General features: G+C 59.7%; 13 protein-coding genes. 7 read left to right on the forward strand and 6 right to left on the reverse strand.

Annotation, left to right across the window (positions count from 1 at the left end; genetic code table 11):
• Nucleotides 1-64 precede the first annotated feature (64 nt).
• The 4 genes from BZL43_RS13955 to aspA form a co-directional block, all read right to left on the reverse strand.
• Complete coding sequence (locus BZL43_RS13955) at nucleotides 65-1,063, reverse strand: AraC family transcriptional regulator (RefSeq protein WP_095632845.1); 999 nt, start codon at nucleotides 1,061-1,063, stop codon at nucleotides 65-67.
• A 147-nt stretch (nucleotides 1,064-1,210) separates the two neighbouring features.
• Nucleotides 1,211-2,215, reverse strand: a complete 1,005-nt coding sequence (locus BZL43_RS13960) for an asparaginase (RefSeq protein WP_095632846.1) — start codon at nucleotides 2,213-2,215, stop codon at nucleotides 1,211-1,213.
• A 175-nt stretch (nucleotides 2,216-2,390) separates the two neighbouring features.
• A complete protein-coding gene (locus BZL43_RS13965; RefSeq protein WP_095632847.1) occupies nucleotides 2,391-3,842 on the reverse strand; it encodes a sodium:alanine symporter family protein in 1,452 nt (483 codons plus the stop codon).
• Nucleotides 3,843-4,343: 501 nt separating this feature from the next.
• Complete coding sequence (gene aspA, locus BZL43_RS13970; RefSeq protein WP_095632848.1) at nucleotides 4,344-5,768, reverse strand: aspartate ammonia-lyase; 1,425 nt, start codon at nucleotides 5,766-5,768, stop codon at nucleotides 4,344-4,346.
• A 179-nt stretch (nucleotides 5,769-5,947) separates the two neighbouring features.
• Between aspA and BZL43_RS13975 the strand changes: the two genes are divergently transcribed.
• The 5 genes from BZL43_RS13975 to BZL43_RS13995 all read left to right on the forward strand — a co-directional run bounded on the left by BZL43_RS13975 (nucleotide 5,948) and on the right by BZL43_RS13995 (nucleotide 9,760).
• On the forward strand, nucleotides 5,948-6,865 hold the full coding sequence (locus BZL43_RS13975; RefSeq protein WP_095632849.1) for a LysR substrate-binding domain-containing protein: 918 nt from the start codon (nucleotides 5,948-5,950) through the stop codon (nucleotides 6,863-6,865).
• A gap of 330 nt (nucleotides 6,866-7,195) precedes the next feature.
• Entirely contained in the window at nucleotides 7,196-7,687 is a 492-nt protein-coding gene (purE, locus tag BZL43_RS13980; protein ID WP_095632850.1) for a 5-(carboxyamino)imidazole ribonucleotide mutase, read from the forward strand.
• An 11-nt stretch (nucleotides 7,688-7,698) separates the two neighbouring features.
• The gene (locus BZL43_RS13985) at nucleotides 7,699-8,781 is read left to right on the forward strand and encodes a 5-(carboxyamino)imidazole ribonucleotide synthase (RefSeq protein ID WP_095632851.1); all 1,083 of its coding nucleotides are present in this window, start codon (nucleotides 7,699-7,701) and stop codon (nucleotides 8,779-8,781) included.
• 107 nt (nucleotides 8,782-8,888) lie between these two features.
• Nucleotides 8,889-9,140, forward strand: a complete 252-nt coding sequence (locus BZL43_RS13990; protein ID WP_095632852.1) for a GlsB/YeaQ/YmgE family stress response membrane protein — start codon at nucleotides 8,889-8,891, stop codon at nucleotides 9,138-9,140.
• Nucleotides 9,141-9,223: 83 nt separating this feature from the next.
• Nucleotides 9,224-9,760 (forward strand): DUF3299 domain-containing protein, encoded by a 537-nt coding sequence (locus tag BZL43_RS13995; protein WP_095632853.1) that lies wholly within the window; start codon nucleotides 9,224-9,226, stop codon nucleotides 9,758-9,760.
• 124 nt (nucleotides 9,761-9,884) lie between these two features.
• On the opposite strand, the gene BZL43_RS14000 is transcribed toward BZL43_RS13995, so the two are convergent.
• Together BZL43_RS14000 and BZL43_RS14005 are read right to left on the reverse strand one after the other, a co-directional pair.
• Nucleotides 9,885-10,784, reverse strand: coding sequence for a D-hexose-6-phosphate mutarotase (locus BZL43_RS14000; RefSeq protein WP_095632854.1), 900 nt, complete (start codon nucleotides 10,782-10,784; stop codon nucleotides 9,885-9,887).
• Nucleotides 10,785-10,868: 84 nt separating this feature from the next.
• On the reverse strand, nucleotides 10,869-11,273 hold the full coding sequence (locus BZL43_RS14005) for an acyl-CoA thioesterase (RefSeq protein ID WP_007896491.1): 405 nt from the start codon (nucleotides 11,271-11,273) through the stop codon (nucleotides 10,869-10,871).
• Nucleotides 11,274-11,674: 401 nt separating this feature from the next.
• On the opposite strand from BZL43_RS14005, the gene BZL43_RS14010 reads away from it, so the two are divergent.
• Nucleotides 11,675-12,973, forward strand: coding sequence for an MFS transporter (locus BZL43_RS14010; RefSeq protein WP_095632855.1), 1,299 nt, complete (start codon nucleotides 11,675-11,677; stop codon nucleotides 12,971-12,973).
• 233 nt (nucleotides 12,974-13,206) lie between these two features.
• Nucleotides 13,207-14,205 carry a phosphate ABC transporter substrate-binding protein PstS gene (locus BZL43_RS14015; RefSeq protein WP_095632856.1) on the forward strand — a complete coding sequence of 333 codons (999 nt, stop codon included), beginning with the start codon at nucleotides 13,207-13,209 and terminating at the stop codon, nucleotides 14,203-14,205.
• The last annotated feature ends 288 nt before the right edge of the window (nucleotides 14,206-14,493 follow it).

Consider the following 14,493-nt stretch of genomic DNA (forward strand, 5'->3'; position numbering starts at 1 on the left):
TCCAGTCAATGGAGATGCGTCGAATGTACTGGCCTCTTCGCGGGCAAGCCCGCTCCCACAGGGATTATCGGTGTGGCCGGAACTGACTCGGCGCCACGCCGCTCCAGCGCACAAACGCATGGCGGAAACTTGCGGTCTCGCTGAACCCCAGCGCCTCGGCTATCCGATAGATCGGCAGATGATCTTCGCAGAGCATTCGCTTGGCCTGCTCGAAGCGCAATTCATCGAGCAGTTCCTGATAACTGCAGCCAAGGTCTTTCAGATGTCGGCGCAGCGTGCGCGCCGAGCAATTCATCTGTTCGGCCAGCCCATCCAGGCCCGGGGCTGCGTTGAGCTGCGAAGCGAGGAGTTGGCGGATGCGCCCGAGCCAGGCCTGACGCCCGGTGAACTCAGTGTTTTGTTTGCGACAACGCTCGGCCATGGCCTGATGGGTAATGGCGTCGGCCAGAGGCAGAGGTTGTTCAAGCCAGCGTTTGTCGAAAGCAAAGGCATTGGACACGGCATCGAACTGCAAAGGGCAGTCGAAACGCTCGGCATAGCGCGCCTGATAATCCGGCGCCGGGTATTCGAAGCGGGCACCAAGCAAGGGCAGAGCGTGGCCGAGCAAGTCTTCGCAGGTGACTTTCATCGAGACCAGGCAAAACTCGACATTGAACGGCGCCAATGCCGGATTTTCCCGATAGTCGCCGGCGGTGAGCCAGATGCGCTCGTCGTCTTCCACCAGGCTCAATTCGAACAGTGTTCCCAATAGCGCCGGATAGTGCAGCGCCAACCGCAAAGCGTCACCTAAAGTGGCGCTGGTGAGTAAGGCATACCCGAGCATGCCGTAGGACGAAACATGCATCCGCCGGCCCAGTTCCAGGCCGATATCGCGGCGTAACGCGACGGCGTTGGCGCAAACCAGCATCTCCTGGTTGGTGGTGATGCGCGTATCCGCCCGGCTCAGATCCGCCGCGCTGATACCACTGCCGGCCAATAATGCTTCGCTGGACAGACCTTCGGCCTTGAAGGTGTCAAGCACCAGGGAGACGGCATTGAGGGTGGTGAGATGGGAGTGGAGCATGGGTGCTTCCAGCGTTGGGCGTGCCGGAAGGGGAGCAAGTTACATGCCTGATGGCCCCTGTAGGAGCGAGGCTTGCCCGCGAAGGCGTCCTCAAGTGCGCCAAAAGCTTCGCGGGCAAACCTCGCTTCTACAGGGTTTTGTGTTGTGTCAGCTCAGTTCGCCGCACAGGTCGAGCTCGACCAGCCGCCGAACTTCTGCAGTTTCAAGCCCTGCCCCCAACAGCCCATGCAACTTGCCAAACGCCGCCTCGCGAGTCATGCCGCCACCGGACAACACACCGGCGTCACGCAAGCGGCTGCCCGCCTCGTAAACGTCGAGCTGCACGCCGCCTTCATGACATTGCGTCACCGCGACCACCACCACGCCTCGGTCCCGCGCCCGCTCCAGGCTGACGAGAAAGTCCGGGTTGTCGCTTGGCCCGGTACCGCTGCCATAACATTCCAGCACCAGCCCCTGAATACCGCTGTTGAGCACGCCATCCAGTTGATCGGCACCGATGCCCGGGAACAGCGGCAGCACCGCGACCTTCGCCAGCTGTTTAGGCTGGTTGTAATTGAGCTGCGCCGGTACGCAAGTCGCTTTCACGCCGCCGCCCTGACGCTCCAGCCGCTTGAACGGATGACGACCGAAACTGCGAACCTTGGCGCAACGGGTCGGGTCGAGCAGTTCACCATGGAAGTACAGATGAACGCCCGGCGCCAGGCCCTGGCCCAAAGCAACCAACGCACCGCTGAGGTTTTCCCAGGCATCACTGTCGGTCACGCCGGCCGGCAACATGGAGCCGGTGAACACCACGCGGGCATGCAGGCCGAGCAGCTGAAAGCTCATGGCGGCGGCGCTGTAGGCCAGGGTATCGGTGCCATGCAGGATCAACACGCTGTCGCAGCCCTGGACATCAACAGCATCGACCACCGCTTCACGCAGTTGCTGCCAGTAGGCGGGCGTCATATTGGCGCTGTCGATCAGCGGCGACATTTCGCGAAAGCGCCACTGAGGCACTACCTGTTCAGGCTGGCTGTGCAGATACTCGCGCATCCGCGCTTCGAAACCGGACGCCGGGGCCAAGCCGTGGGCACTGGCTTGCATGCCGATGGTGCCGCCGGTGTAGAGCACCATGACGTGCCGGGCAGCGGGAAAAGTCGAGGAATTCATGGAGGTTCTCCAAAAACGATAGGGGAGCGAGCCTGCTCGCGGTGGCAGCGATGGGGTCTCAAGCTCGAACCAGAATGGCAGCCTCGAAAAAGCTGCCACAACTTGCGACCGAGCATGACGCCGGTCGCAAGCTGTGTCACGCCGGGCGCAGAGGATGCGCCCGGTTTTTTACCGATCAGCGTTGCGCTGCGGTCACGCCTTGCGGCTCTGCTGCCGCCGTAGGAGTGGCGGCTGTCGGATTGGCTGGCCAGGCTTTCAGGTCCAGGTCCAGATCCGGGAATTTGCTCGAATCGAACACCGGGGTCTTGATGCCGGCAGCGCGCTGGTCATCGTAGTCACGCAGGATGCGCATGCCGACCTTGAACAGCAGGAACAGCGCAATCAGGTTCACGAACGCCAGCATCGTCATGGTGATGTCGGCGAAGGCGAACACGGTGCCGAGGTTTTCAATGGCACCCCAGAAAATCAATACCAGTACCAGCGTGCGATAGCCGATCAGCGCCTTGCGGTTTTCACCCATCATGAAGCGCAGGTTGTTCTCGCCCAGGTAATAGTTGTAGAGGATCGAGGTGAACACGAACAACGACAGGGCCACCGAAATGAAGATCCGGCCCCAGTCACCGACCACGGCGGCCAGGGAGTTCTGGGTCAGGGCAATGCCGTCACCTTCGAAGCCCGGGGTGTAGAAGCCCGACAGCAGGATCAGCAACGCGGTGCAGGTGCAGATCACGAAGGTGTCGAGGAACACGCTGAATGCCTGAACCACGCCTTGGGACACCGGGTGCTCGACCGAGGCCACAGCGGCCACGTTCGGCGCACTGCCCAGGCCCGCTTCGTTGGCGAACACGCCGCGCTTCACGCCCATGACGATGGCGCTGCCGATCAGGCCGCCGAACGCCTGGTCCAGACCGAAGGCGCTTTTGACGATGGTCATCAACATGCCCGGAACGTGGTCGAACTGCAGCACGATCACGTAGAGGGTCACGCCGATGTACGCCAGGGTTTTCACCGGTACCAGCAGGTCAGCGACTTTGGCGATCCGCTTGATACCGCCGATGAACACCAGGCCCAGCAATACCGCCAGTGCCAGCCCGGTGTAAGTGGTGTCGAAGCCGAAGGCGTTGTTCAGCGAGTGGGTCACGGCGTGGGCTTGCAGGCCGTTGAAGGCAAAGCCGAAGGTGATCAACAGCAGGAACGCCATGATCATGCCCAGCCAGCGTTTCTGCAGGCCGTGCTGAATGTAAAAGGACGGGCCGCCACGGAACTGGCCTTCGGAGTCGCAGCGCTTGTAGAGCTGGCCGAGGGAGCATTCGAAGAAGCTGCTGGACATGCCGACCAGCGCGGTTACCCACATCCAGAACACGGCACCGGGGCCACCGAGGGTCACAGCGATGCCGACACCGGCGATGTTACCGGCACCGACGCGACCGGCGAGGCTGAGCATCAGGGCCTGGAACGAGCTGAGCTGGCCAGCGCTGCTTTTGAGGCTATCGCGGAACACCGCGAACATGTGGAAGAAATGGCGGAACTGAACGAAACGCGAGCGGATCGTGAAGTAGCTACCGAGCCCGACAATGAGCACGATCAGTACTTTCCCTGAGAGGAAGTCGTTGATGACTTCGAGCATGGATTATTCCTCGCTATTTTTTGTGTGTGCAAATACTGGATGGCCGGACACATCGAGTTACACCGGCTTTCGCATGGCATAACAGGTGGATCGAGGTTCGTTCCGGTTCCATATCGCGGGTTGTTATTAGTTCGGGTTTCGCATGGGTTTGGGCCTCGTTACCGACGACCGCTCACGCGAAGAGGGCCGGCACTATACCTAGGAGAGTGCCGTCCGTCTGCACGATTGTGGTGCAAGCGACGAAACGAAGCTTTTAAATACCCGACTTTTCGAGTCAGGCTCATGGGGGAGCGAGCCTGCTCGCGATGCAGGCGCTGCGGTCCAGTCAAAGGCACCGCGTTATCGTTTATCGCGAACAGGCTCGCTCCCACAAAAGACGTTTTTCCTGCCAAAGAGTTAAAAAAAAGGGCTTGAGGGAGTAAGTCCCCAAGCCCTCAAAAGGTGAGAGGTGTCTAGTCCCTCGACCTGGTGAGCGTGCTCTTCAAAAGAGCCTGCGTTCGGTTAAGCCTTCAAAGGCACCAGACGCGGAGCAATCATGTTTTCCGGGCGCAGGATGTCGGCGAGCATTTCTTCGTCGAGCAAGCCTTCTTCGCGCACCAGTTCCAGCACGCCGCGGCCGCTTTCAAGCGCGATACGGGCAATGCGGGTGGCGTTTTCATAGCCGATGTACGGGTTCAGCGCGGTGACCAGGCCGATCGAGTGTTCGACCAGTTCACGGCAGCGCTCTTCGTTGGCAGTGATGCCGACGATGCAGTGCTCGCGCAGCATGTCCATGGCGCGCTGCAGCAGGCGGATCGAGTCGAAGATCTTGAAGGCGATCAGCGGCTCCATCACGTTCAGTTGCAACTGGCCGCCTTCGGCTGCGATGGTCAAGGCCAGGTCGTTGCCGATGATCTGGAACGCGACCTGGTTCACGGCTTCCGGGATAACCGGGTTGACCTTGCCTGGCATGATCGAGCTGCCTGGCTGACGCGCTGGCAGATTGATTTCGTTGATGCCGGTGCGCGGGCCGCTGGACAGCAGACGCAGGTCGTTGCAGATCTTCGACAGCTTGACCGCGGTGCGCTTGAGCATGCCGGAGAACAGCACGAAGGCGCCCATGTCGGAGGTGGCTTCGATCAGGTCGGCGGCTGGAACCAGTGGGTGACCGCTGATGGTCGCCAGGCGTTGCACGGCCAGGTGCTGGTAGCGCGGGTCGGCGTTGATGCCGGTGCCGATTGCGGTGCCGCCCAGGTTCACTTCGGTCAGCAGCTCTGGCGCCAGGGTCTTCAGGCGTGCAAGGTCTTCGCCCAATGTGGTGGCGAAGGCGCGGAATTCCTGGCCCAGGGTCATTGGCACGGCGTCTTGCAGCTGGGTACGACCCATCTTCAAAACGTGGCTGAACTCTTCACCTTTGGCGGCAAACGACTGGATCAGGCTGTCGAGGCTGGCCAGCAGCGCGTCGTGACCCAGCAGCAGGCCTAGGCGGATTGCGGTCGGGTAGGCGTCGTTGGTCGACTGCGCCATGTTGACGTCGTTGTTCGGGTGCAGGTACTGGTATTCGCCTTTGCTGTGGCCCATGGCCTCCAGCGCGATGTTGGCGATGACTTCGTTGGCATTCATGTTGGTCGAAGTGCCAGCGCCGCCTTGAATCATGTCCACCACGAATTCTTCGTGGAAATCACCGCGGATCAATCGGGCACAGGCTTCGCTGATAGCAGCGTGCTTGGCTTCGCTCAGGTGACCCAACTCGCGGTTGGCGTCAGCGGCGGCCTGCTTGACCATTGCCAGACCGACAACCAGTTTCGGGTAATGCGAAATCGGAACGCCAGAGAGGCGGAAATTGTTCACCGCTCGCAGGGTCTGGATGCCGTAATACGCTTGAGCAGGTACTTCGAGTACGCCAAGCAGGTCTTTTTCTGTGCGGAAAGATGCAGCGGAGGACATGATAGAAATCATCTCGATATGGACCCGGTCTGTGCCGGAACACTGCAAATGCTAGGCTTGTGATGAATTTTGGGCCAATGCTGTTAAACACTAGCCTATGCACATTCGGCATAATGCCCGTGTGACGCCGCGTGTGCGGCGAGCGTGTGACCCAATTTGGTGCGTGTGCGGAGGGTGTGATGAATCTGGAAAGTAAATGGCTCGAGGACTTTAGCGCTCTGGCCGCCACCCGCAGTTTTTCCCAAGCGGCAGAAAGACGCTTCGTGACCCAGCCGGCGTTCAGTCGCCGAATCCGCAGCCTCGAAGCCGCGCTGGGGCTGACCCTGGTGAATCGCTCCCGCACGCCGGTCGAGCTGACAGCGGCGGGGCAGCTGTTTCTGGTTACCGCGCGAACCGTGGTCGAACAGCTGGGTGAAGTGCTGCGCCACCTTCATCACCTGGAAGGCGGGCAGGGCGAAGTGATGCAGGTTGCCGCCGCTCACTCCCTGGCGCTGGGTTTCTTCCCGCGCTGGATCGCGCAGTTGCGTAACGAGGGGCTGAACATCGCCACGCGACTGGTGGCCACTAACGTTGGCGATGCGGTGCATGCATTGCGTGAAGGCGGCTGCGATTTGATGTTGGCGTTCTATGACCCGGACTCGGCGATGCAAATGGACCCGGAGATTTTCCCCTCGCTGCATCTGGGAGATACCGAAATGCTCCCGGTCTGCGCCGCCGATGCCGACGGCAAGCCGTTGTTCGACCTGGAAGGCGAAACCAGCGTGCCACTGTTGGCTTACAGCGCCGGTGCGTTTCTCGGGCGCTCGGTCAACATGCTGTTGCGCCAGCGCGCCCTCAGGTTTACCACTATTTACGAAACCGCCATGGCCGACAGCCTGAAAAGCATGGCGCTGGAGGGGTTGGGCATCGCCTGGGTACCGCAACTGAGCGTGCGCGCCGAACTGGCTCGCGGTGAGTTAGTCGTCTGCGGTGGCCCGCAATGGCACGTGCCACTGGAGATCCGTCTGTACCGCTGCGCTTTGGTGCGCAAGGCCAATGTGCGGTTGCTCTGGCGCAAGCTTGAAGGTGGCGCGGCCCAAACCACCACCGGTTCTTGAATACAACGAAGAACCCTGTGGGAGCGGGCTTGCCCGCGATTGCGGCGTGTCAGGCAGCATCATTGTTTGCTATACCGGCCTCATCGCAGGCGAGCCAGCTCCCACAGGGATTTGTGGTGGATTTGATTGACCTTGAGGTCAATAAAACCGGCACGTTGCGCCGTATGACAGATGGTCGCATCGGGGGCTGTTTATCTGCTTCATTGAGGTATACTGCGCGGCCTTCGGCCGGTTCGTCCGGCCATTTTTCGTACAATCAAGCCACGCATTTCTGCGTGGCTTGTTGTTTTTTGACGCGCCCGCGGGCGCCCAGAGAGAAGAGGCACGACGATGAGTGCACTGGTTGGCGTGATCATGGGCTCCAAGTCCGATTGGTCCACCCTTAGCCACACCGCCGATATGCTGGAAAAGCTCGGCATCCCTTACGAGGTGAAAGTGGTCTCCGCCCACCGCACCCCGGACCTGCTGTTCCAGTATGCCGAAGAGGCCGAGGCCCGTGGCATCGAGGTGATCATCGCCGGTGCCGGCGGCGCGGCCCACCTGCCAGGCATGTGTGCGGCCAAGACCCACCTGCCGGTGCTGGGCGTCCCCGTACAGTCGTCGATGCTCTCGGGCGTCGATTCGCTGCTGTCCATCGTGCAAATGCCAGCAGGCATTCCGGTTGCCACCCTGGCCATCGGCAAAGCCGGCGCGATCAACGCAGCATTGCTCTCGGCGAGCATCCTGGGCGCCAGGCATCCGCAATTTCATACCGTGTTGAAGAAATTCCGCGCTGAGCAGACAGACAGCGTCCTGGACAATCCAGACCCACGCATCGCCTGAGGTTGTTGACGATGAAAATCGGTGTAATCGGTGGCGGCCAGTTAGGCCGCATGTTGGCGCTGGCGGGCACTCCGCTGGGCATGAATTTCGCTTTCCTCGACCCGGCGCCAGATGCTTGCGCAGCCGCGTTGGGCGAACACCTGCGTGCCGATTACGGCGATCAGGATCACCTGCGTCAATTGGCCGATGAAGTCGACCTGGTGACCTTCGAGTTCGAAAGCGTGCCGGCCGAAACCGTGGCATTCCTGTCGCAATTCGTTCCGGTTTACCCAAGCGCCGAAGCCCTGCGCATCGCACGTGACCGCTGGTTCGAAAAGAGCATGTTCAAGGACCTGGGGATTCCGACCCCCGCGTTCGCCGACATCCAGTCGCAAGCCGACCTGGACGCCGCCGTGGCTTCGATCGGTCTGCCCGCCGTGCTGAAAACCCGCACCCTGGGTTACGACGGCAAGGGCCAGAAAGTCCTGCGCAAGCCTGAAGACGTGGTCGGCACCTTCGCCGAGCTGGGCAGCGTTGGCTGCCTGCTGGAAGGTTTTGTGCCGTTCACTGGCGAAGTCTCGCTGATCGCAGTGCGCGCTCGCGATGGCGAAACCAGGTTCTACCCACTGGTTCACAACACCCACGACAGCGGCATTCTCAAGCTGTCCGTGGCCAGCACCGATCACCCGCTGCAAGCGTTGGCTGAAGATTACTCCAGTCGCGTACTCAAGCAGCTGGAGTACGTCGGCGTGATGGCGTTCGAGTTCTTCGAAGTCGACGGTGGCCTCAAGGCCAACGAAATCGCCCCGCGCGTACACAACTCCGGGCACTGGACCACCGAAGGCGCCGAGTGCAGCCAGTTCGAAAACCACCTGCGGGCCGTTGCCGGTCTGCCGCTGGGTTCGACGGCCAAGGTGGGTGAGAGCGCGATGCTCAACTTCATCGGTGTGGTGCCACCAGTAGAAAAAGTGATGGCGATCGACGATTGCCATTTGCATCACTACGGCAAGGCTTTCAAGGTCGGTCGCAAGGTCGGTCACGCCACTCTGCGCTGTGCAGACCGCGAGGCGTTGGCTGCGCAGATCCTCAAAGTCGAAGCGCTCATCGCCGAATAGTTTCATGTGACGGCGGCGGAACCTTCAGGGGCCGCCGTTCTCTGATGGCAGGATGCAAAAGTCTGTCTAGGCTTTCGGCATATCCAAATCATTCAGAGGGAAATGCCATGGGAATTATCGGAACCATCTTTATTGGTTTGATTGTCGGCCTGCTGGCTCGGTTTTTGAAACCGGGCGATGACAGCATGGGCTGGATCATGACCATCCTGCTCGGTATCGGCGGTTCGCTGGCGGCTACTTACGGCGGCCAGGCCCTAGGCATTTACCGCGCTGGCGAAGGCGCAGGTTTCATCGGTGCGCTGGTGGGCGCGGTGGTTTTGCTGGTGATCTACGGCCTGATCAAAAAAAGAACTCATTGAAGTGATAAAGCCCTCTGCGCGCCATCGCCGCAGAGGGCTAGAATGCTCGCGCTACCCCGTCCTTTCTTTTGCCGAGCCCTTTCATGCGCCGTCTTCTGTTGACTCTTCTCTTCCTGGGCAGTGGTTTGGTCCATGCCGGCGAACTGCCGGAAACCGACTGGCTTGAACTGATGCCCAAGTCGGACCAGAAGGCCCTCGAGGCCATGCCCGAAATCGATCACAACTCACCGGAAGCCAACGGCACCTTTACCCAAAAGGGTGGCATGAAGCAGAGCAAGGGCTTGCCGGCGGTGATGTACTCGACCAAAACCGTGCCGTCGATGAACGACAAGCACATTCGCATTGGCGGTTATCCGGTACCGTTGGAATCCGACACCAAGGGCCACAGCACGTTGTTCTTCCTCGTGCCCTATCCAGGCGCTTGCATCCACGTGCCACCACCGCCGCCAAACCAACTGGTGCTGGTGCGTTATCCAAAAGGCTTGAAGCTGAACGATATCTACACGCCGCTGTGGGTGACCGGCACGTTGAAGATCGAGACGGTCAACAATGACCTGGCGGATGCGGCGTATGCTCTGGATGCAGCGCAGGTGCGGGTGGTGCAGGAGTCTGATCTCTAGCAGCCAACGAAAATAACTGTGGGAGCCAGCCTGCTGGCGATGGCGTCGTGTCAGTCAACTTGAAAGTAGCTGACGGACCGCTATCGCCAGCAGGCTGGCTCCCACATTTTGTATTGCGGTATGGCTAGAGCGGTTTGGTGCCGATACTGACGCCCAGGGTATGACTCGCCCCCGGTGCCAGCGTCACCACATCGTCCATCACATTGGCCGTTTCAATGCACAGCATGCGCTGCCAGCCATCGTCAGCCATATCGCTGAACGCTGCCGCGCGATCGATCCAGGGGTTCCAGATCACTGCCGAACGCGAACCGCTGCTGGTCAGTTCGATGCGTCGTTCCCAATGCGGGTCAACGATACTCAGCGTTGGCGGGGTATTGAGATAGATGCGGTCGGTTTCACCGTTAAAACGCAAATCACCGGTCTGGGTGACGGTTTTCCAGTCGTCCAGGGTTTCGATATAGCTCAAGCCATCCAGCCCTTCGACATGCACGTTGCGCACATCGCTGACCGCGAAATAGCTATGCAGGGCCTGGCTGATGGTGACGTGTTCAGCGCCCTTGTTCTGGCTCGTCAGGCTGATGTGCAACTGCTCATCCAGACGAATGCTCAACTTCAAGTCCACCTGATGTGGCCAGCCTGGCAGGCCGCCTTCGGGGTAGGGCAGATTGAATTCCGCCTTCAGGCTTTCGCCCTCGGTTTCGATGCCGAGCAGCTCCCAGTCCATCGCCCGCACCAGACCATGGGCGGTCGGCGGTTCCTGGCTGACGCGCATGGCCTGGACACTCTGCGGGTTGCGCGCCAGGTTGCCGAACCACGGCCAGCACACCGGCACGCCGGCGCGGATGCTTTTGCCAGCCTTGAACACAGCCTTGTCGTTCAGCCAGATCAGCGGCGGCTGGCCGTCCACTTGATAACTGAGAATGTGCGCACCTTGTTGGGCCACCAGCAATTCGGCCTGACCGTGGCGGATGCGCCAGCAGTTCAGTTCATCCAGTTTCACGGCTTCAACGTTGGGCGTGCTCATGGGACAACTCTCAATCAGGAACAATGACTCAATGGACCGCAAAACGGTCGCGGGGTTTAACGCGCCGTTTTTACAAGCTCCGGTTTAACGGGCCCGAGGCGGAACCGAGCGAGTGCGGCCGCTACCGTCGATGGCGACGAACACGAACACGGCTTCGGTCACTTTACGCCATTCGCTGGACAGTGGGTCATCGCTCCAGACTTCAACCATCATCTGGATCGAGCTACGGCCGATTTCCAGGGCCTGGGTATAGAAGGACAGCTGCGCGCCCACCGCTACCGGCACCAGAAACGCCATGCGATCGATTGCCACGGTGGCCACGCGACCACCCGCCACCTTGCTGGCCATTGCGGTGCCAGCCAAATCCATCTGCGCCACCAGCCAGCCGCCGAAAATATCGCCAAAGCCGTTGGTTTCGCGCGGAAGCGCGGTGATTTGCAGGGCCAGGTCGCCTTGCGGGATTGGATCTTCTTGTTCGAGCTCTATCATGCCGGGGGTGCCTCTGACCCGTGACTCTTCATTGGTACTTCAGGTTGAATAGCCGTCTTACGGCTCCGCGCGCAAGTGCCTGCGCACTGGAGCCTTGGAAAAACGATTCAGCCCCGAACATACTGCGTTCGTCACGTTTTTCTTAAGGCGCCTAAAGGGAAACTCTGCGAAATCGGCTGACAGGTGCCAACGACGGTTTCGCACAGCAACCCTTACAAACCGTTGCAATGTTGCGAGTATATCGATCGGTAGACTCCGAGACGACCATCCGGTTCTCATTTTGACCGTCAAATACGCGCTTCTATGTGCTTTTTTGAACAATTTGCTATCGTGCCGAACCTGCCCAAGCCTCTGCCAGCGTTGTCGAGGTTGCAGATCCGACTATAAGAGAAGCCCTTGCCATGACCACAGCGCCCTCGAGCATCGCGCAGCCCAGCCAATCCGCACGCCCGTTGACCCGCAACGACTATAAGACGTTATCGCTGTCTGCCCTGGGCGGAGCGCTGGAGTTTTACGACTTCATCATCTTTGTGTTCTTTGCCACAGTGGTCGGCAAACTGTTCTTTCCCGCCGACATGCCCGAGTGGCTGCGCTTGATGCAGACATTCGGCATCTTCGCCGCCGGCTACCTGGCGCGGCCATTGGGCGGCATCGTCATGGCGCACTTCGGTGATCTGCTGGGACGCAAGAAGATGTTCACTTTGAGCATTTTCATGATGGCAGTCCCGACCCTGATCATGGGCTTGCTGCCCACTTACGCGCAAATAGGTATGTGGGCGCCGATCCTGTTGCTGCTGATGCGGGTCATCCAGGGCGCGGCGATTGGCGGTGAAGTGCCGGGGGCCTGGGTATTCGTTTCCGAGCACGTGCCGCAGCGTCACATCGGTTATGCCTGCGGCACGCTGACCAGCGGTCTGACCGCCGGTATTCTTTTGGGCTCGTTGGTCGCGACCGCAATCAATAGCATCTATACGCCGGTGGAAGTGTCGGATTACGCCTGGCGAATCCCGTTCCTGCTGGGCGGCGTGTTTGGCCTGTTCTCGGTCTACCTGCGTCGTTGGCTCCACGAAACCCCGGTGTTTGCCGAGCTGCAATTGCGCAAAGCCCTGGCCGAGGAAGTACCGCTGCGCGCCGTGTTGCGCGACCATCGCGGTGCGATTCTGATTTCCATGCTGCTGACCTGGCTGCTGTCCGCCGCCATTGTGGTGCTGATTCTGATGACCCCGACCGTATTGCAAACGGTCTATCACTTCGCGCCAACCACTGCCCTGCAGTCCAACAGCGTGGCGATTGTGCTGCTGAGCATCGGCTGCATCATTGCCGGCGCCCTGGCGGATCGTTTCGGTGCGGGACGCGTATTCGTGTTCGGCTGCGCTGCGTTGCTCGCCAGCTCCTGGACCTTCTACCACAGCCTGGCTGAGCATCCCGACTGGCTGTTCCCGATGTACGCCCTGACAGGCCTGCTGGTGGGCACCATTGGTGCGGTCCCGTATGTCATGGTCAAGGCATTCCCGCCCGTGGTGCGCTTCAGCGGCCTGTCGTTTTCCTACAACGTCGCCTACGCCATTTTCGGTGGCCTCACGCCGATGATCGTCAGCCTGCTGCTCAAGGAAAGCCCGATGGGGCCTGCCTATTATGTGGCGGTTCTGTGTGGCGTCGGGATTCTGGTGGGGGCGTATCTCTGGAAGAAGGGTCGCTAAGCCGACCGACGTCTTCGCGGGCAAGCCTCGCTCCTACAGGTCATGCGCCAATTTTGAAATGACACTAATCCTGTAGGAACGAGGCTTGCCCGCGAAGAACGATAACGCGGTCTGCCTGCAAAAAAGGCAAATGCTGGCCTTTCATCCAATTGTCATATTTCAGCCATAGAGTGTTCACACGGCCTGCTGATACTTGGCCCCGACTTAACACACCTATCTGCTAGGAGTAAGGCATGAAACTGAAGCGTTTGATGGCGGCAATGACTTTTGTCGCTGCTGGCGTTGCGACTGCCAACGCGGTTGCCGCTGTTGACCCTGCTATCCCGAGCTACACCAAGACCACTGGTGTGTCGGGCAACCTGTCCAGCGTCGGCTCCGATACCCTGGCCAACCTCATGACCCTGTGGGCTGAGAACTACAAAAAAGAATACCCGAACGTAAACATCCAGATTCAGGCTGCCGGTTCTTCTACCGCGCCACCTGCGTTGACTGAAGGCACCGCTAACCTGGGCCCGATGAGCCGCAAGATGAAGGACAACGAACTGCAAGCCTTCGAAACCAAGTACGGCTACAAGCCAACCGCTATTCCGGTTGCTGTGGATGCCTTGGCGGTGTTCGTACACAAGGACAACCCGATCCAGCACCTGACCATGGAACAGGTCGATGCGATCTTCTCCTCGACGCGTCTGTGCGGCGGTAAAACCGATGTGAAAACCTGGGGCGATCTGGGTGTGACCGGCGATCTGGCCAACAAGCCGGTGCAACTGTTCGGTCGTAACTCGGTATCCGGTACTTATGGCTACTTCAAGGAAGAAGCCCTGTGCAAAGGCGACTTCAAGCCAAACGTCAATGAACAACCAGGCTCGGCTTCGGTCGTGCAATCGATCAGCTCTTCGCTGAACGGCGTGGGCTACTCGGGCATCGGCTACAAGACCGCCAGCGTGAAAACCGTGGCCCTGGCCAAGAAAGGCAGCACCGATTTCGTTGAAGACACTGAAGAAAACGCCCTGAACGGCAAGTATCCGCTGTCGCGTTTCCTCTACGTGTACGTCAACAAGGCCCCGAACAAGCCTCTGGCCCCGCTGGAAGCTGAGTTCGTGAAGCTGATTCTGTCCAAACAGGGTCAGGAAGTGGTTGTGAAAGACGGCTACATCCCGGTGCCAGCCAAGGTTGCTGCAAAAGCACTGGCTGACCTGGGTCTGCAAGAAGGCGGCAACGTCGCAAAAAAGTAAAACCCTAGGTCCGGGCTAAACCCGGACCTGTGTAGGAGCTGTCGAGGGAACCGAGGCTGCGATCTTTTGATCTGGCTTTCCAATTGCAAGATCAAAAGATCGCAGCCTCGGTTTTTCGACAGTTCCTACACCCCCAAATTTTCACTCCGCTGCCGGTTTCTCCCGGCGGCGGATTTGTTGCGTCACTGCATTGTCATCTTTCTGTCATACAGGATCGCTAGGGTGTGCGCATGAATGATCTGGCCAATTCCACCATGACTACAAATCCCCCCAAGCGAATTGACTTCA

Origin of the sequence: Pseudomonas sp. PICF141 (genome assembly GCF_002286815.1) — a bacterium.
Taxonomy (GTDB): domain Bacteria; phylum Pseudomonadota; class Gammaproteobacteria; order Pseudomonadales; family Pseudomonadaceae; genus Aquipseudomonas.

Excerpts from the sequence above, each read along its gene's own strand:
- BZL43_RS13960 (WP_095632846.1), bottom strand. The coding sequence starts at position 2,215 with ATGAATTCCTCGACTTTTCCCGCTGCCCGGCACGTCATGGTGCTCTAC.
- BZL43_RS13990 (WP_095632852.1), top strand. The coding sequence starts at position 8,889 with ATGGGAATTATCGGAACCATCTTTATTGGTTTGATTGTCGGCCTGCTG.
- aspA (WP_095632848.1), bottom strand. The coding sequence starts at position 5,768 with ATGTCCTCCGCTGCATCTTTCCGCACAGAAAAAGACCTGCTTGGCGTA.
- BZL43_RS13975 (WP_095632849.1), top strand. The coding sequence starts at position 5,948 with ATGAATCTGGAAAGTAAATGGCTCGAGGACTTTAGCGCTCTGGCCGCC.
- BZL43_RS14015 (WP_095632856.1), top strand. The coding sequence starts at position 13,207 with ATGAAACTGAAGCGTTTGATGGCGGCAATGACTTTTGTCGCTGCTGGC.
- BZL43_RS13985 (WP_095632851.1), top strand. The coding sequence starts at position 7,699 with ATGAAAATCGGTGTAATCGGTGGCGGCCAGTTAGGCCGCATGTTGGCG.
- BZL43_RS14005 (WP_007896491.1), bottom strand. The coding sequence starts at position 11,273 with ATGATAGAGCTCGAACAAGAAGATCCAATCCCGCAAGGCGACCTGGCC.
- BZL43_RS14010 (WP_095632855.1), top strand. The coding sequence starts at position 11,675 with ATGACCACAGCGCCCTCGAGCATCGCGCAGCCCAGCCAATCCGCACGC.
- purE (WP_095632850.1), top strand. The coding sequence starts at position 7,196 with ATGAGTGCACTGGTTGGCGTGATCATGGGCTCCAAGTCCGATTGGTCC.
- BZL43_RS13995 (WP_095632853.1), top strand. The coding sequence starts at position 9,224 with ATGCGCCGTCTTCTGTTGACTCTTCTCTTCCTGGGCAGTGGTTTGGTC.
- BZL43_RS14000 (WP_095632854.1), bottom strand. The coding sequence starts at position 10,784 with ATGAGCACGCCCAACGTTGAAGCCGTGAAACTGGATGAACTGAACTGC.
- BZL43_RS13955 (WP_095632845.1), bottom strand. The coding sequence starts at position 1,063 with ATGCTCCACTCCCATCTCACCACCCTCAATGCCGTCTCCCTGGTGCTT.
- BZL43_RS13965 (WP_095632847.1), bottom strand. The coding sequence starts at position 3,842 with ATGCTCGAAGTCATCAACGACTTCCTCTCAGGGAAAGTACTGATCGTG.